The following is a 15,433-nucleotide window of genomic DNA, read 5'->3' on the forward strand; positions in this document are numbered from 1 at the left end:
TTGACAGTGTTTAAATTAGGCGCTAGGCTTCAAATTAACACTGTCAAGATAAAGAGGCAACATGAACGCGATATCGAAGCGCAGCAATACGCCGACGACTGGGCCAGGCGGGCATGGGTGGACCGAGCGCGATATTCCCGACCAGAGCGGACGCACCGTCTTGGTGACCGGCGCCAACAGTGGACTGGGTTACCTGACCAGCCTGCAGTTGGCCAAGCACGGTGCGCACGTGATCATGACCGCGCGCGACTTGGAGAAAGGACGCCGCGCCCATGGCAAAGTCATGGCCTCGCGCCCCAAGGGCAGCGCCGAACTGCGCCAGCTCGATCTGGCGGACCTCGACGAGGTGAAGGCTTTTGCCGATCAATTGCTTCGCGAGAACGGGCGTCTAGATCTTCTCGTTAACAACGCCGGCATTATGATGCCGCCGCGCTCCTTGACTCGTCAGGGCCACGAACTGCAGTTCGGCGTCAATCACCTAGCGCACTTCGTTCTCACCTGCCAGCTGTTCCCGTTGCTGCTCAAGGGCCGCGACAGCCGCGTCGTTACCCTCAGTTCCGATCTGCACAAGCGCGGCAAGATCCATTTCGATGATCTCACGGGCAGCCGCAAGTACGGCCGCGTCGCCTATTACGCTCAATCCAAATTCGCCGGCACTCTATTCGCGCTGGAGCTGGACCGCAGGCTCAGAGCCGCCGGATCGTCGGTGAAAAGCGTGCTGGCGCATCCCGGTTACGCCTCGACCAATCTGCAGATGAACGGGCCGAGCGGCGTGCTGAAACTATTCATGCGCATCGGGAATCGTTTTTTTGCGCAACCCGCCGAGATGGGTGTGCTGCCGCAACTCTATGCCGCAACGGCGCCGGACGTCCGTAGTGGAGAGTTCTTCGGGCCCGATAGTCCGAACGAAAAGAAGGGCTATCCGACTCGGGTAAAGCCGGTGGCAGCATCGCGCGATGAAGCGCTGGCCGAACGCTTGTGGCGGGTCTCGGAAGAGCTCACCGGCGTGCGTCTGGATCTGCATCGCGTCGAAGGTGGCGTATGAGCGCGGCCGATACCCTCTCTTTTTTCCGTGCATGGTTGTCCAACCCATTGCAGATCGCGGCGATCGCCCCATCGAGCACGGCATTGGCCCGCCTGATGACCAGCGAAATTTCGGCCGGCAGCGGGCCGGTGCTCGAACTGGGTCCGGGCACCGGCGCTTTTACCCGTGCACTGTTGGTGCGCGGCGTGCCCGAGCGCGATCTCATCCTGATCGAACACAGCGCTGATTTCGCCAGCCTGCTGCAGCGCCGGTTTCCAGCCGCACGCGTACGGCATATGGATGCGGCGCGGCTGGCGACGCTGCAACTGTTTGAAACCGGCGGCATCGGCGGCGTAGTCAGCGGACTGCCGCTGCTTTCTATGAGTCCCAGGAAGGTGATGGCTATCCTATGCGGCGCCTTCGGCGGCCTGCACCCGGACGGCGCCTTCTACCAGTTCACCTACGGACCGAACTGTCCCGTCTCGCAACGCATTCTCGACAGACTCGGTCTCAAGGCCAAACGCATTGGCGGCACGCTGGTCAACATGCCGCCTGCATCCGTCTATCGCATCACCAAGCGCCCCTCCCCAAGACCGCTCGCAATATCCCGGCCAGTGTAGTTGAGTGCGTTGGGGCAGATGGCGTCACCATCTGGCTTGCAGACATCTTTTCATCAGAGCTTGAATGGGTTTCGTCCGGCGCAGGCGAACTCTAAGTATTCATTCAAGAGCCGAAGCCGCTTCGCGGCTCTGCAAATCACGCCGCACAATCGTCCTTAATCAGATGTGCGCCCGATGACTGGTCGAACTCGGTGTTAGATGGACGATGGTGGTCTACAACAGTCCCAGTTGTGTAGCCTTCAATGTCGCCGCCGCCCGTGTCGAGCACTCCAGCTTGCGGAAGACGCTTTCCACATGTGTCCGCACCGTGCTCGGGCTGATGGACAGCTTCTGAGCTGCCACCTTGTTGCTCGCACCGAGACTGATGATGCGCAGCACGTCTCGCTCGCGCTCGCTCAACAGGCCGGTCATCGGCATCACCGGCAGCTTTGCTCTTGCAGGTCGATTCTTGCTCAAGAGGGCACGAACGACGTCGACGTCGAAGCGCCCTGCAGTAGCTTCCGCCATCAGCTGCGACTCCGCGTCAGCTTGTGTGAACGCCTCGCGCCAGGGGCGTTCGCCACGGAGGGCGGCCAGCGCACCGGCCGCAGCGAGGATGCGCCCTTCGATCGGGCTGCCCCCCGCCTTGATCTCGCGAAAGTAGCCTGAGCCGTCCGTCCGTTCAAAGGCATACGACGCGATGTCAGCTTCCCGCGCGAGCGAGCCGATCTGCCGCCCTGCGCGCCCGGTCCAATATGGAACGAGCCTTACGCGCTCCCATGCCGACATCGACAGTTTGCCCGGGGTGTCCCAGATCATGTTGGGTACCGAGGCCCGGCCCATGCCGTGGATGAGGGCTGCACGGTAGACCCTGCGTTGGCTGATTGCATCGAGCCCGAGGTGGTCCGCGGCATTGCGCGTTAGCTCCGCCACCCGCCGCGAATGCCCCGTCATCCACGGCAGCTTCAAATCGATGACGTCGGCCAGGATCTCCAATGAAGTCGTTTGGCCCGCGCAGGTTTCATCAAGCGAACACGCGCCGGCCAACATCGGGTCTTCGTCGAGGGCCGTCAGCCATTGCTGAGCGTGTGCCACCGCCACGCTCGCGAGCTCTGGTGGATACAGAGAGCCCGCACGCTCGCTGATCAGGCGACACGCCTGCTTTTCGCCATAGAGGCGATTGAAGATTTCGAGGTCACCGGCCAGCGAGGCCGTATAAACAGCCAGTGGAACCTGCTCGCCATGCAGGCCATCCGGGGCGCCCGTACCGTCGTAGCTTTCAAACAGATGGCGTAACGCCAACTGCGTCGCATCGTCCAGCCCCAACTGGGCTGCAATATCCCCCGAAACCTCGCAATGGATCTGCGACAAGGTCCGGAACGCCGATACCTTGTTTTTGGTGCCTGAGCGAAAGCTGCTGCCGGAGGACTGGATGGCCAACAAGGCCTTGCGCCCGCCAACGTCATCGCCGAATAGATGGGCGAACTCCGGCGCGTTCGCGGTGCAGCCCGACCAGCGCAAAAGCGCGACCGTTGTGGCACAGGCGCATGCCGCCTGATCCGCACCGGCCTCCCGGGCCAACTGCCCCGCTATCCAGGCGGCATGCGGCGAGTGGTCGATGGGCTGGCCCATCGCCAGGTCGCCCACAAAGGCCAGGGACCGGATCACATCCAAGAGGGCAACGGAGGGGTTGTCCACAGAAATCGCTACCTGCGTATAGGGACGAGAAGTCTAGCGCTGCCCCTCCCACCCCAGCCTCGGTCATTCAACCGATGGTGCGCGGGGGATGCGCGGCGCAATCTGCGCTCCAAGGTTGGCCCACAAACAAACCGCCAACCGGTGAATGACCGACTCACTTCACTACCTACCAAGGAGAATCCCATGAAACTGAAGACTCTCGCGTTCGCCGCTGCCGCTGCGCTGTCCCTGACCTTCACGGCCTATGCGACCAAACCCGGCCAGGCCCCCAAAGGCCTCAAGAACGTCGTCCTCGTCCACGGCGGCTTCGTCGACGGCTCGGGCTGGCAGAAGGTCTACAACGTCCTCAAGAAGGACGGCTACAACGTGAGCATCGTCCAGAATCCGACCACTTCGCTTGCAGGCGATGTCGCCTTCACCAAGCGCGTCATCGCTCAACAGGACGGCCCCGTGGTGCTGGTGGGCCATTCGTACGGCGGTGTGGTGATCTCCGAAGCCGGCACCGATCCCAAGGTCGAGCGCCTGGTCTACATCGCCGCCTTTGCCCCGGACGCAGGCGAATCGGTGCAGTCGCTGATCGCCAATCCGCCCCCGGGCGCGTCGGCTCCTCCGATCCTGCCGCCGCAAGACGGTTTCCTGTTGCTCGATCGCTCCAAGTTCGCCGCCTCGTTCGCCGGCGACCTGCCGGCCGAAGAAGCCGAGTTCATCGCGGCGTCGCAGGTGCCGTGGGGTGTCGAGGCCGCCGCCGGAAAGGTCACGGTCCCGGCTTGGAAGTCGAAGCCCAGCTGGTACTTGGTCGCCACCGACGACCGCATGATTCCGCCGCCTGCCCAGCAGAGCATGGCTAAGCGTTCGGGTGCGACCGTGGTCGAGGCGCCGGGCAGCCATGCGATCTATGTATCGCAGCCGGAAGTGGTCGCCAAGATCATCGCGCAGGCAGCGCTGGGAAAGAAGTAACTCCTGGGGCGGCCAAGTCTGCCGACCCTAAGGCGCCCCGCATAGGCGGGGCGTCCTTCATGCGAGGTAAGGTTATACCTTTAGTAGCAGGTCGCAAATACAAGCCGAAGCCGCTTCGCGGTTCGGTAAATATGTGAAGGTGCGGGAATACAATAACGTACAAACAACGCGAATCGGAGCGGATCCGTTATGCACAGGTGTCTAATTGCTTTGATCGTTCTGCTGGCGTCAACCGGTGCGCTCGCGTCAAACAGGAACGATGTCAGCTTCGCCGAAGCCCTCATACGGCACGAGCTCTCTTCGACGACCACCTATATGGGTGCAAATCGTCGGCAGCCGTATTTTGTTACGGTAGAAAGTCGCGATATTTCGCCGTCCCTGGTTCGCAGGCTCTCGAACATAGATTTGCAGTTCTTACCTGGGGGAGCATGGATTTTGGGCAAAGGCATGAGGATGTCCATTGGCACACCCGTCCTTCGACATGATGGGGACTACGACGTAACGCATTTTTACTACTGCGGGCCGCGATGCGCTGCAGATGTAGTGTCGATTATGCGGCGCCATGGTGCCAACTGGTCAGTCGTATCCTCGTCCTTGAAAACTATCTCAATGCTTGGGCTGCCCGGTCAGTCGCTCAAGCCGAAGCCGCTTCGCGGCTCGGCATCAATCAGGCGGTAATTGCGCGTGTTCGAACGTGTCATAGGATTCTTCGGGGCGACAATCGGAGCGATCTGGCTACGATTTGTGTACACGAGCGTAGTCGGCGCTTCCTTTGTCATGCCCGAAACCCGTCGTACTCCGGGTTACTCGGTAAATGAAGGCACTGACCCCTTTGTTTTCTGGGTCGCCGTCGCCACTCAATCAGTGTTGGGTATCGTTTTTCTCGTAGCTGGTCTCATTCTATTGGTTCGCGGCCACAGGAAGCGCACCTGATGATTCATTCAAGCCGAAGCCGCTTCGCGGCTCGGCCCAGCAGTTATCTGCGTTTGACGCATCATCAGGTGTACGGATTAGGCCAAAGCTCAGGCTGGATGTTCGTTCTTGTGGCCGTAGTATCCCGAGTCCTCGCGCTTCTCCGTTCGCCAGTACTCGATCTCTTCATCCATCGCGGCGGCGTCGTGGACTTCGATGTCGTAGGTGTCCATGTCGACCCAGTCATCGAACGTCCGTTCCTGCATGATTCGCGTGACCTCATCGATGTGCAGCGAACGGTCGATGATGCTCCTGTAGCCGAGGCCGAACCAATCGCCCATGTCGGTTTGATCCGGTAAGTTCTCGACGATCCACTCCCCGGTATAGCGCTCCGGTGAGTACTCCAGGTGGTCGACCTCGTCCTGCAACGTCCAATGGCCCTCGGCTATCCGGCGATCCCGGTGGGACTCGTAGTCGCGGAAGAATTCTTCGTGACTAATGTCCGCGTTAGCGTCGCCCTTCCAGTCGTACCAGCACACGTCGATGCCGGTCTGGTCCCAGCGCGTGAACGCAGCCACCAGTGCCGCCTTCGTCGGCGCAAACACCCATTCGTACTCATTGAGAAAGCGCTGACCGGAAGTGCAGCCGATGCCTTTCGCCGCAAACGGCCGCACGTCGCGTTGCGTCGCCCAGAACTGCTCAAGCGCCGTCAGTGTGGGGAGTCGAACGAAGACTGCATTCCCAGCGAGGGGCAGATTCTCAGGCAGCGGAATTTGAACGGGTAGTAACGATTTCTTCGGCGTGCGCACTCGTGGTCCCCTGGTTAATGTCGGTCGATAGTACCGATATTGCCGCGAGGGCTGAACCACCCTTCGCTATCTTAGATTTATGTAGGAAAACGGCTTTGATCCCGCGGCGCGTGTCGGCTCGCTGGGCTTCCGATACCGAGCTGACGGCTCACTCCTCAGCGGAGTTGGCCCAACTGAGACCGCCGATTCTCGGGCCAAGTTCCAAGCGCCACGACGAATGCCGAGAACGGTGGTGATCTGCCCACGTCCCGCCGAACGGACCCTCGACATGGAGGAGCTTCCGGCGCACCAGGCGCCCTGGCTCGCCCCACTCATCGGGCTCGCGTTCTTCCTCGATCACCGCGACGGACGTCTCCGGATCGTACTGCGGAGGGTCGCTCCGGGTACGCAGCCAGCAGGGATAGCGGGACACACAAATCGACATGAGGCGATGTTCAATGGTTGGACGGGCGACGGGCTTGCTGCGTCCGTATGGTACGAGACCGGTTCGACGTCGGCTGCACGCGATGAGGCGCGTGCGCCATCAAGTCGCGGTGACGGGGCGCAACGGCCCGTAGCCGGCTAGTTCGGCGCGTACCGCGCCCCCCTGGCTGGTAAGCCAGCGTGCGACCCACCCCAAGGCGGCGGCGTCGGTGCGGAAGGGGCGGCTGACGTGATCCTTGAGCCCAAGGTGGCGGCGAATGGTCGCGACCGCCGCCAGTTCTCCGCGCGTGGGGGCGACCGTCGCGAGCCACGCGTCGGGGTCGTCATCCGGTACCACGACGAGGTGGGACGGGAAGATCGAGCCGGAAAAAGGCGCCTCCCAGTGAAAACCGGGAGGCAGATCTTGTAAAGGCCGGAGAGCGTCCATGGGCGGACATTAGTTAGGCGTTGTCTCGCGGGCCGAGACGCTCCGGCCGGAGGCGGCTATCACTCGGGTACGGCCTTCTTTGCCCTATTCTTGGCGGCCTTCTTCTTCGCCGCCGCCGGCTTCTGCGCTTTGGGCCCGTGCTGTTCCACTACCGCCAGAACCTGCCGTTTGGACATGCCACGCAGTACCGCGATCTTCTCGATGACCTCCGGGCGGGGACGGTTGCTGCCTCGCTCCCAGCTATAGACCGACTGGTGGCTCGCACCGAGCAAGGGGGCGAAGGCTTCTCGCGAAAGACCGAACCTCTCACGCAATTTGCGCAAGCCACTGGCCGAGAAGCGTGCCCGCGTGGTCGGCGCGGTGGGGTCGGCGTCCACGTTCGCGCTCTTGCGCGGCCCTTTGGAAAGCACCTTGATACCCCGTTGGAGCTGGTCGATATCGGCCTTGAGCGAAGTGATGGTCTTGCGCTGGGCGAGAACCTGTTTGCGAAGAGGTTCCATCTGTTGCCGGAACTCCTTTCTCGTCAATCGGACGATTTCGTCTTTCAGCACAGAAGCAATATTCGGCATGGGGCGTCCTCTATCTCTCGGGGTGGATGGAGCGGGTTCAGTGCGTCGGAACAAAGTCAACGCGCTTGCAGGCCGACACGCTGGAGTTGGTCCCGCCAGAGCAACGGGGGGCTCACTACCAGCCGTGTCAACCGTATATCGGGGAGCGTATCGTCCAGGATCGCTTCGACGATCTGCGGAGCCAGCAGGGTCATGTTGATCATGCGGGCGACATAGCTGTGGTCGGTGTTTTCTCTGGCCGCGATCTCCTTCATGGACGCCACCTCGCCGGTGTCTAGCATGTCGCGCCAACGAAAGCCGCGCGCCAAGGCCTGCTGCATGGCGGTCAGATCCGGCGCGACGCCGGCATGTCCGACGCTAGCTGCCAGCATCGTCCTGCGTCCCGATCGCCGCCTCAGACGAATCGGAATCGTCACGGTGGCCGCGCCGTCGTTGGTATAGAAGGTGCTGGCCTCCCCGTTGGGATGGATGACGTCGTCGGTCATGCGGCGTGCCTTTGCAGATCATCCGCCAGTAGCTGGATGCCCAACGGGTGGAACCGGATTTCCAGGCGTTCGGGCGCGACAATGATCTTCTCGATCAGTTGCCGGGCGATGAGTTGCTGCTCGGCCGGGAACAGCGAGTCCCATATCCGGTCCATCTGCCGCATCGCCACGGTGATCTGTGCTTCGTCCAATGCCGTGTCCTGGAACCGCGCCGCCGACAAGGTAGCCTGAATCATCTCAGGAGACTGAATAATCCGCCGGAACTGCTTCACCACGATCGACTCCAGCTCATTGGCAGGCAGGCGCGGCAAGGGCGATCGCGCGAGCTTGCCCCGGTCCATCAGCTCCTTACTCAGGTAATAACGATAGAGCTGTCCGTTGCGCTTGGTCGTATGCCACGGAGTCAGGGCTGCGCCCTCCGAATCGAACAGCAGACCTTTCAGGAGAAAGGCCACGTTGGCCCGCGAGTGGTTGGTGCGCGCATGGGCATTCACCGCGAGTATCTCGCGCGTTCGCTCCCATAGCGCAGCATCGATGATGGGTGGGTGGGTATTCTCGAACGCTGTGTCCTTGTGCTTCAAGTGGCCGAGGTAGGTTCGATTGTGGAGGATCTTGTGTATCGAGCCTTTGTCCAGCACCTTCCCCGGTGCGTGCCGCCCGGCAGCGCTGGTCCACGACTTGTTGCGGTACTCGGCGTGCAGTGCAAGCTCGGCGACCTTCTGTATCGAGCGCTCCTGTGCAAAGCGCAGAAACACCCATCGAACCAGGTCGGCTTCTGGCTCGTTGATCGCGAGTCGCCGTTCCTTGACGTCGTACCCGAGTGGTGGAACACCATGCATCCACAACCCCTTCTTCTTGCTGGCTAAAAATTTGTCGCGGATGCGTTCGGCGGTCAGCTCCCGCTCGAACTGGGCGAAGGTCAGCATGATGTTGAGCACCATGCGGCCCATGGCATCGGTGGTGTTGAAGTGCTGTGTTACCGCGACAAAGGTAACGTTGTGTTCTTCGAGGATCTTGAACAGCTCAGCGAAGTCGAACAGCGACCGGGTTAGGCGGTCGATCTTGTACGTGACGACGATGTCGATCCTGCCGGCGCGAATATCGTCCAGCAGGCGCTTGAGGGCGGGGCGCTCCAAGTTGCCACCGGAGTATCCTCCGTCGTCATAGTAGTCGCCGACCGGAATCCAGCCCTCCGAACGCCGGCTGGCGATGTAGGCTTCGCCGGAGTCGCGTTGGGCATCGATGGAGGTGTAGGCCTGTCCGAGCCCTTCCTCCGTGGAGACGCGGGTGTATACGGCACACCGCTGCCGCTTGGGCGGGAGGGTGTTCATGCCGCGAGCAGCACCAGCCGTGCCGGCGTCGTTTTGCACTCGATCACCAAGGTATCGTGCTGATAGAAGAATCGCAGCAACTGCCGCATATCGGCATCGGTCGTCGCCAGTCGTCCCCAGTCGCATACCGCGATGACGTCGATCTTTCGCGCTGCCACATCGAGCAGCAGTCGCTGGAAGTCCGGCCGGATCTGCGTGTTCGCGCAGTAGCCGTTGTCGATGTAGGTGCTGAGCAAGGGCGGCATGTCGGCGCAGCGTCGCAGGGTATCGGTGATCACGGTCTTCTGGTAGCCAATGAAATCGGTGTCGGCCCACAGCGTCTGGCAGTACATCGCGACGCGCAGCGGCTCACGCGGATCGGTCGGCGGGATGATGAACGGGTCCATTAGGGTTTGTCCTTGGTAGAGGGATTGCGAAGTCCGAAGAAGGCCGGGCCGGACCAGCGGGTGCCGGTGATCTCGCGGGCGATGACAGACAGGCTCCCGTACTGCCTTCCGCAGTACTCAAAGCAGCGTTCGTCCAGTACGCGAACGGAGTGCAAAGCGCCGTGGTAATTCCGCGTGAGCACTGTGCCCATGCGCAGCGCTCCATTTTTCTTGGGTTGGATGGCGCCGGTTTCGAGTAGATGCCGAATCCGTCGTTCGTTGGATCGAAGCAGGTCTGAGTGGCTCTCTTGGGCTGCCAGCTCTTGCAGTCGATGGGTTAGCCGGCGCTCGACGTACTTGCGATTGTTGATGCCGGGTTCGCGCCCAAACAGCTCTTTCCACATCGCTTTGAGTTCGCTCCAGCCCAGACTCTGCAGCGCGGCGATCCTAGGACTGACCTTGCTGGGTGGTGCGGTGGATCGTTTCACGTCTCTCTCCGTTGGGGTTTGAAGGTGCGGACATACACCCTCGGTTCGGAGACGTTTGCAAGTCCACGGGTTTCTCCAGCCGATGCATCGATATCGGCGCGCAATCGAACGACCGCGAGCGCCAACAAGTTCGCTACTGCATCGAGTCGAGCGTGGGCTTCAGCCTGCTTAGGGTCTTCATTCATGGTCATCAGGGGATGGGGCATTGGACGTGCTCGGCGGACCGGCACGCGAGGGCGGCAAGGCTTCCTTCCTAATCCAGACATCGCCCTTCGCCGTATCGATGAAGCGACGAAGTTCCGAGGGAAGGGCCTGCCACAGCGAGGTGTATTGACCGCCGTAGCGTGCTTGGCGCAGGAGCGGTTTCCATTTGACAGATTGATGCCCCGCTTCGTGCGCCGCCGCGAGCAGACCGACGACCTCCTTCTGACTGCGCCGGAGCACGATGGCTTCATCGCCAATCGCCAGCCGGCCGCTCGCGGGGTCGTGATCGAACCAGACCGGGTAGGGCGCGGTAATGGCATCCCCCAGGCGCCGGAAATCCAGCCAGAGCCCTTCGGTTTCCATGCGCACGACTTCGTCGAGGGCCAGGATCGTGCGATGGGTGTCGGCGAGTTGGGTATTGATCAGCGGCGAGGAGGTCAGCACGATTTGCCGGCCAACCGAGTCGAGCTGCAGGCACGAGAGGATCGGCGCAAAGTCGATGTACCAGCCGGCGCGCAGCAGATAGACCGGCACATCGCCCGCGGCGGTGTTGAGACTCGCCAGGCGCCACAGTCGGTTCTCGATCAGCATGTCCGGCACGGCCTTCGGTCCCGCGAGCCGGCGCGTCAGCAACGCCGGCAACCAGTCGAGCTGGACCTGCGTCGACATGTACTCGGACGTCATCTCAACGTCGGCCGCACACACCACGCATTTCACGTCGCGCTCTTGATACGAGTGCAACTGGAGGGCGAACTGATGGCCGCACCGTGCGCAATGGATTCGCCGGGTGCGCCGGGTCTTCGCCAACGCTCCCAGCGTGGCGAAATCGCTCATGGCGTCGCCGTCGTAGGGCAACAGGGCATCTGCCGGTTCGGATTCGAACCAGTTCAAGTATCGGTACAGCACGATGTGTCCTTCGAAATCGTAGGCAATAGCTGCCCGTCAGGCCCAAGCGGGCTAGGTACAGGTGCAGCCGATGAAGCGACTCAGCGGATCAGGGAATCAGCGAATCGTTAGATCCGGAATCAGATCGGGTATCTGTCCGCCGCCATGGGCGGCAAGGTCGAGTTTGCTCCGTAGTACAGGAGCAACGAGAGAGCGAGAGGGTCGAGCTGAGTCCGTGAACGTCGCCGCCGTGGCAGTTTGAAACAATCCGTTGTGCATAAGTTTGGCCTTTGGAGGAGCCACTTTTAGTTGGTTCTGTCTTGCTGAATAGCAGCCTATCCTGTCGCCGAAGCTGTGCGCAATATCACTTGCGCATCCGTTGACACGTGATCCGCGTTCCGGTCGATTGTGTTCATGCTTCGTTTGGATTGAGGGCGGTCACGAGCGAATTCAGTGAGCAATCGGCGTCGGTTCCTCACTCGAATGCGCAAACCTCTATCAGTCGGTGATCGAGATTTGGTCAGTGAGGAATCGACCCTCGATTCCTCATGCATTCCTCACTGATTCCTAGCTCGTTCCCCCCTTACATTCCTCACTGCGCTTGACCGACGCTTCTTGCACGGCAGAACACGCCGCATACAAGGAGCAGAACATGAGCAGTGGTTTCTACTCGCCCGAGGAGTTGTCGGCGCATTGGCGCGTGCCGGCGAAGACCTTGGAGCGCTGGCGCACCGAAGGCATCGGGCCGCGCTTTTGCAAGATCGCCGGTCACGTGCGCTATCGGCACGACGACGTTGAGCAGTTCGAGACCGCCTCGATGCGGTCGTCCACGACGACTCCGGCGCAGGTGTCTGCATGACGCTGCTGGAACAATGCATCGGGCGCCCCGCGTCGGAGCTGGCCGAGTTCGCGCCCGAGCAGTTGCTCGACCTGAAGCAGCAGGTGGTCGACGCGCTCGCGACCGCGAAGGCGAACGCCGACTGGATCGATCGCGCGCTCGAGTTGCGCTATAGCCGCATCGCGGCTCAGGCACGCCTGGCCGCCGGCAAGGACGCCGGCACGGTGAGCTTTGCCGATGGCGACGTCCGTGTCAGCGTCGAGCTGCCCAAGAAGATCGAGTGGGATCAGACCCGGCTCGCGCAGATCGTCCAGCGCATCCGCGCCGCGGGCGAAGACCCCGGCGAGTTCGTCGAGATCAGCTACCGCATCAGCGAGAGCAAATACAGCGGCTGGCCGGTGTCGATGCGCGCGAACTTCGACGCGGCACGCACGCTCAAGACCGGCAAGCCTACGTTCCGCCTCTCTACGACGGACGGTGAACTGTGACCACGTTTGCAATTTTGAGTGGGGGTTGCCGTTGATGGTCCTGCCTATCGTGACCGCCGAGCAGCGCTTGGCCGAAGTCCGTGGCGTCAAGGGTGTGCTGATCGGACGCTGGGGTCTGGGCAAGACCTTTCAGTTATGGAGCCTCGACCCGGCGACGACCTTGTTCGTGGACATCGAGGCCGGCGACCTGGCGGTGAAGGATTGGCCGGGCGACAGCTTGCGCCCGCGCACCTGGGAGGACTGCCGCGACTTGGCCGTTTTTCTGGGCGGCCCGAACCCGGCCTTGCGCGATGGCCAGCCGTTCAGCCCCTGGCACTACGAGCAGGCGTGTGCGCGCTACGGCGATCCCGCCGTGCTTGATCGCTACCGCACGCTCTTCATCGACTCGATCACCGTCGCCGGCAGGCTGTGCCTGCAGTGGTGCAAGGGGCAACCGCAGGCGTTCTCGGAAAAGACCGGCAAGCCGGACACGCGCGGTGCCTACGGACTGATGGGCCAGGAGATGGTCGGCTGGCTGACCCACATCCAGCACACCCGAGGAAAGCACATATGGTTCGTCGGCATCCTCGATGAGCGCATCGACGACTTCAATAAGAAGGTCTACGAGCTGCAGATCGACGGCTCCAAGACCGGACTGGAGTTGCCCGGCATCGTGGACGAGGTGATCACGCTCGCGCAGATCACGTCCGGTGACGGCCCGCCGTACCGCGCCTTCGTCTGCCACACCGCCAATCCGTGGGGGTTCCCCGCCAAGGACCGGTCCGGCCGCCTCGATCAGATTGAGCCCCCGAACCTGGGCCAACTCATGCGCAAGCTCGGCGCGCCCGAAGCGGCGGCGCCCAACGACACCCCTCTTCACTGATTCGCAGGAACCCCATGACGGCTTGGAACAATTTCAACGACGCGGAAAGCCCGTCGTTCGCACTCATCCCCAAAGGCACGCTGGTCAAAGTCCGCATGACCATCAAGCCCGGCGGCTACAACGATGTTAACCAAGGCTGGCTGCATGGCTGGGCCACGCGTGGTGACAGCGGCGCGGTCTATCTCAACGGCGAGTTCGTCGTGCTCGAAGGCAAGTACGCGCGGCGAAAGCTATGGTCGTTGATCGGGCTGCACAGCGACAAGGGTCCGACCTGGGGCCAGATGGGCCGCAGCTTCATCAAGGGCGCGCTGAACTCGGCGTTCGGCCTGCACCCCGACGACGTGAGCGCCGCCGCGCAAGCCGGTCGCTGCATCGAAGGCTTCGCCGATCTCGATGGCCTGGTCTTCGCCGGCAAGGTCGACTGGGAGCGAGACCAGCATAACGAAGACAAGGCGGTCATCAAGATCCCGATCATGCCGGACCACCCCGGCTACAAGGAGGTCATGGGCACGGTGCCCGTGCCGGGCAGCGGTCAGGCCGGGTCGTCGGCGTCCGTGCCGGCGCACGTCGCACACGCGGCTCAAGCCGCGGCGCCGCCGGTAACCGGTCGCCCCGCATGGGCGCAGTGAGGCGTGACGGGCCATGAAGCGTACCCGGCTGCAAGATCGATACCCCAACCGCGAAGGCATCTATACGGATCTGCGGAAACTCGGACGTAGCGAACTGGAAGTGCAGATCCAATACCTGCTGCGATCGGCTCAGCAACTTCACGAGCACGCGAAGGCGTTGATGGACTACCGCGACCAAATGGTTGAGCAGTCCAGACAGGGTCGATGACGTGCTGTTGGGCGTGCGGAAAACCTGCACGCGGCTTCGGCCACCTGGACCTGCGCCGGCGGATCGGTGATCCGCGGCGCGCGCCCTACCGATGGGCGTTCTGTTCGACAACCTGCCAGAACGCCTTCCACCAACTCTACGACACCCGACGCCGGAGCGATCCGGCGTCGATAGAGGAGCTTTTGCCTGTGACTCACCCACTTACCCATGACGCTCAACGCGCCTGCTTGCAAGCCATGGCCTCCGTTGCCGATCGCATCGGCTTCGACGTGCCGCTGGGGCACTACAACCAAACGCAGGCCACGGAGGTCATCGAGGCCATCACGCAGGCCTACGAGGCAACAGTCCGAGCCCAGTCGAACCCTGGCGCCTACAAGGTCAAGCCGCCGCTCGACGGCTTCGAGAACGACACGATTCCTTTTTGACCATCGACCGATGCTCGATTTCAACACCCACGATCTGTCCGAACTTGTCGGCACGCTGATCGACACGGCCTTGGAGCGCGAAGCGGCGTTGCTGCCGCCGCGCGCGTACCTGGGCGCGTCCAGCCTGGGCGAAGACTGCGCGCGCCGACTGCAGTTCCAGTTCTTTGACGCCCCCAAGGACATCGGCCGCCATGTTCCCGGTCGGGTACTCCGCGTATTTGCACGCGGGCATCGCGTCGAGGACTGGATGGCCGACTGGCTGCGCCAGGCCGGCTTCGACCTGCGCACCCGCAACGAGCGAGGAGAGCAGTTCGGCTTCTCGACCGCGCATGGTCGCGTTCGTGGTCACGTGGATGGTGTGATCGTCGCCGGCCCGGATACCTTCCGCTATCCGATGCTTTGGGAAACCAAGGCGGTCGGCGCGAAGACGTATCGTGAGTTGCAGAAGAAGAAACTCGCCGCCAGCCGCCCGGTTTACGCCACGCAGGTCGCGCTATATCAGGCCTACCTCGGCTTGCACGAACACCCCGCGCTGTTCACCGCGATCTGCGCCGACGACATGGAAATCTACGCCGAACGCGTGCCGTTCGACCGCGGCCTGGCGCAACGCGCGTCCGACCGTGCGGTCCAGATCCTGCGCGCCTGCGATGCCGCCGATCTGCTGCCCCGTATCTCCACCACCCCGACCCACCAGACCTGTCGGAACTGCCCCTGGCAGGACCGCTGCTGGGCGCTACCCAGCTGACGCCGCGGCTAATGCAAACCGCCCCGTCGAACCCCGGATCAACCATTCCTTCCCACCAAGAG

19 protein-coding genes are annotated in these 15,433 nt (G+C 62.3%); 10 read left to right on the plus strand and 9 right to left on the minus strand.

Going from position 1 to position 15,433, the window contains the following annotated elements; genetic code table 11:
• Positions 1 to 61: 61 nt before the first annotated feature.
• Positions 62 to 1,045: an oxidoreductase gene (locus tag ACKN61_RS01865; RefSeq protein ID WP_408952041.1), complete on the plus strand. Its 984-nt coding sequence runs from the start codon at positions 62 to 64 to the stop codon at positions 1,043 to 1,045.
• The gene (locus tag ACKN61_RS01870) at positions 1,042 to 1,644 is read left to right on the plus strand and encodes a class I SAM-dependent methyltransferase (protein WP_408952042.1); all 603 of its coding nucleotides are present in this window, start codon (positions 1,042 to 1,044) and stop codon (positions 1,642 to 1,644) included. The genes ACKN61_RS01865 and ACKN61_RS01870 overlap by 4 nt, the downstream gene beginning before the upstream one ends.
• A 213-nt stretch (positions 1,645 to 1,857) precedes the next feature.
• Here the strand turns inward: ACKN61_RS01870 and ACKN61_RS01875 are convergent, their stop codons facing one another.
• Positions 1,858 to 3,321, minus strand: a complete 1,464-nt coding sequence (locus tag ACKN61_RS01875; protein ID WP_408952043.1) for an HD domain-containing phosphohydrolase — start codon at positions 3,319 to 3,321, stop codon at positions 1,858 to 1,860.
• Between the two features lie 183 nt (positions 3,322 to 3,504).
• On the opposite strand from ACKN61_RS01875, the gene ACKN61_RS01880 reads away from it, so the two are divergent.
• Positions 3,505 to 4,278 carry an alpha/beta hydrolase gene (locus tag ACKN61_RS01880; RefSeq protein WP_408952044.1) on the plus strand — a complete coding sequence of 258 codons (774 nt, stop codon included), beginning with the start codon at positions 3,505 to 3,507 and terminating at the stop codon, positions 4,276 to 4,278.
• 1,022 nt (positions 4,279 to 5,300) lie between these two features.
• Here ACKN61_RS01880 and ACKN61_RS01885 read toward each other — a convergent pair.
• The 8 genes from ACKN61_RS01885 to ACKN61_RS01920 all read right to left on the minus strand — a co-directional run bounded on the left by ACKN61_RS01885 (position 5,301) and on the right by ACKN61_RS01920 (position 11,197).
• Positions 5,301 to 5,999 carry a hypothetical protein gene (locus tag ACKN61_RS01885; protein WP_408952045.1) on the minus strand — a complete coding sequence of 233 codons (699 nt, stop codon included), beginning with the start codon at positions 5,997 to 5,999 and terminating at the stop codon, positions 5,301 to 5,303.
• Between the two features lie 523 nt (positions 6,000 to 6,522).
• On the minus strand, positions 6,523 to 6,849 hold the full coding sequence (locus ACKN61_RS01890) for a hypothetical protein (protein ID WP_408952046.1): 327 nt from the start codon (positions 6,847 to 6,849) through the stop codon (positions 6,523 to 6,525).
• Between the two features lie 59 nt (positions 6,850 to 6,908).
• Positions 6,909 to 7,418, minus strand: a complete 510-nt coding sequence (locus ACKN61_RS01895; protein WP_408952047.1) for a helix-turn-helix domain-containing protein — start codon at positions 7,416 to 7,418, stop codon at positions 6,909 to 6,911.
• 56 nt (positions 7,419 to 7,474) lie between these two features.
• A complete protein-coding gene (locus tag ACKN61_RS01900; RefSeq protein WP_408952048.1) occupies positions 7,475 to 7,903 on the minus strand; it encodes a LacI family transcriptional regulator in 429 nt (142 codons plus the stop codon).
• The gene (locus ACKN61_RS01905; protein WP_408952049.1) at positions 7,900 to 9,234 is read right to left on the minus strand and encodes a recombinase family protein; all 1,335 of its coding nucleotides are present in this window, start codon (positions 9,232 to 9,234) and stop codon (positions 7,900 to 7,902) included. Before ACKN61_RS01905 ends, ACKN61_RS01900 begins: the two co-directional genes overlap by 4 nt.
• Complete coding sequence (locus ACKN61_RS01910) at positions 9,231 to 9,620, minus strand: recombinase family protein (protein ID WP_408952050.1); 390 nt, start codon at positions 9,618 to 9,620, stop codon at positions 9,231 to 9,233. The genes ACKN61_RS01905 and ACKN61_RS01910 overlap by 4 nt, the downstream gene beginning before the upstream one ends.
• Positions 9,620 to 10,087, minus strand: coding sequence for a DUF2924 domain-containing protein (locus tag ACKN61_RS01915; protein WP_408952051.1), 468 nt, complete (start codon positions 10,085 to 10,087; stop codon positions 9,620 to 9,622). The genes ACKN61_RS01910 and ACKN61_RS01915 overlap by 1 nt, the downstream gene beginning before the upstream one ends.
• A gap of 177 nt (positions 10,088 to 10,264) precedes the next feature.
• Entirely contained in the window at positions 10,265 to 11,197 is a 933-nt protein-coding gene (locus ACKN61_RS01920) for a hypothetical protein (protein ID WP_408952052.1), read from the minus strand.
• A gap of 631 nt (positions 11,198 to 11,828) precedes the next feature.
• On the opposite strand from ACKN61_RS01920, the gene ACKN61_RS01925 reads away from it, so the two are divergent.
• From ACKN61_RS01925 to ACKN61_RS01955, 7 genes are all read left to right on the plus strand, one after another.
• Positions 11,829 to 12,035 carry a helix-turn-helix domain-containing protein gene (locus ACKN61_RS01925; protein ID WP_057916339.1) on the plus strand — a complete coding sequence of 69 codons (207 nt, stop codon included), beginning with the start codon at positions 11,829 to 11,831 and terminating at the stop codon, positions 12,033 to 12,035.
• Positions 12,032 to 12,502: a hypothetical protein gene (locus ACKN61_RS01930; protein WP_057916340.1), complete on the plus strand. Its 471-nt coding sequence runs from the start codon at positions 12,032 to 12,034 to the stop codon at positions 12,500 to 12,502. The genes ACKN61_RS01925 and ACKN61_RS01930 overlap by 4 nt, the downstream gene beginning before the upstream one ends.
• Positions 12,503 to 12,551: 49 nt before the next feature.
• Positions 12,552 to 13,364: an ATP-binding protein gene (locus ACKN61_RS01935; protein ID WP_408952053.1), complete on the plus strand. Its 813-nt coding sequence runs from the start codon at positions 12,552 to 12,554 to the stop codon at positions 13,362 to 13,364.
• 14 nt (positions 13,365 to 13,378) lie between these two features.
• Positions 13,379 to 13,993, plus strand: coding sequence for a hypothetical protein (locus ACKN61_RS01940; protein ID WP_408952054.1), 615 nt, complete (start codon positions 13,379 to 13,381; stop codon positions 13,991 to 13,993).
• A gap of 13 nt (positions 13,994 to 14,006) precedes the next feature.
• Positions 14,007 to 14,201, plus strand: a complete 195-nt coding sequence (locus ACKN61_RS01945) for a hypothetical protein (RefSeq protein ID WP_408952055.1) — start codon at positions 14,007 to 14,009, stop codon at positions 14,199 to 14,201.
• 236 nt (positions 14,202 to 14,437) lie between these two features.
• The gene (locus ACKN61_RS01950; protein WP_408952056.1) at positions 14,438 to 14,626 is read left to right on the plus strand and encodes a DUF6511 domain-containing protein; all 189 of its coding nucleotides are present in this window, start codon (positions 14,438 to 14,440) and stop codon (positions 14,624 to 14,626) included.
• Between the two features lie 10 nt (positions 14,627 to 14,636).
• Positions 14,637 to 15,371, plus strand: coding sequence for a PD-(D/E)XK nuclease family protein (locus tag ACKN61_RS01955; RefSeq protein WP_408952057.1), 735 nt, complete (start codon positions 14,637 to 14,639; stop codon positions 15,369 to 15,371).
• Positions 15,372 to 15,433 lie beyond the last annotated feature (62 nt).

The sequence above is a fragment of the Lysobacter sp. Hz25 genome (assembly GCF_046097045.1).
Lineage (GTDB): Bacteria > Pseudomonadota > Gammaproteobacteria > Xanthomonadales > Xanthomonadaceae > Lysobacter > Lysobacter antibioticus_B.

Coding starts and splice junctions, on each gene's coding strand:
- ACKN61_RS01880 (WP_408952044.1), top strand. CDS start 3,505: ATGAAACTGAAGACTCTCGCGTTCGCCGCTGCCGCTGCGCTGTCCCTG.
- ACKN61_RS01910 (WP_408952050.1), bottom strand. CDS start 9,620: ATGGACCCGTTCATCATCCCGCCGACCGATCCGCGTGAGCCGCTGCGC.
- ACKN61_RS01890 (WP_408952046.1), bottom strand. CDS start 6,849: ATGGACGCTCTCCGGCCTTTACAAGATCTGCCTCCCGGTTTTCACTGG.
- ACKN61_RS01940 (WP_408952054.1), top strand. CDS start 13,379: ATGACGGCTTGGAACAATTTCAACGACGCGGAAAGCCCGTCGTTCGCA.
- ACKN61_RS01930 (WP_057916340.1), top strand. CDS start 12,032: ATGACGCTGCTGGAACAATGCATCGGGCGCCCCGCGTCGGAGCTGGCC.
- ACKN61_RS01950 (WP_408952056.1), top strand. CDS start 14,438: ATGGCCTCCGTTGCCGATCGCATCGGCTTCGACGTGCCGCTGGGGCAC.
- ACKN61_RS01905 (WP_408952049.1), bottom strand. CDS start 9,234: ATGAACACCCTCCCGCCCAAGCGGCAGCGGTGTGCCGTATACACCCGC.
- ACKN61_RS01945 (WP_408952055.1), top strand. CDS start 14,007: ATGAAGCGTACCCGGCTGCAAGATCGATACCCCAACCGCGAAGGCATC.
- ACKN61_RS01925 (WP_057916339.1), top strand. CDS start 11,829: ATGAGCAGTGGTTTCTACTCGCCCGAGGAGTTGTCGGCGCATTGGCGC.
- ACKN61_RS01955 (WP_408952057.1), top strand. CDS start 14,637: ATGCTCGATTTCAACACCCACGATCTGTCCGAACTTGTCGGCACGCTG.
- ACKN61_RS01870 (WP_408952042.1), top strand. CDS start 1,042: ATGAGCGCGGCCGATACCCTCTCTTTTTTCCGTGCATGGTTGTCCAAC.
- ACKN61_RS01900 (WP_408952048.1), bottom strand. CDS start 7,903: ATGACCGACGACGTCATCCATCCCAACGGGGAGGCCAGCACCTTCTAT.
- ACKN61_RS01865 (WP_408952041.1), top strand. CDS start 62: ATGAACGCGATATCGAAGCGCAGCAATACGCCGACGACTGGGCCAGGC.
- ACKN61_RS01895 (WP_408952047.1), bottom strand. CDS start 7,418: ATGCCGAATATTGCTTCTGTGCTGAAAGACGAAATCGTCCGATTGACG.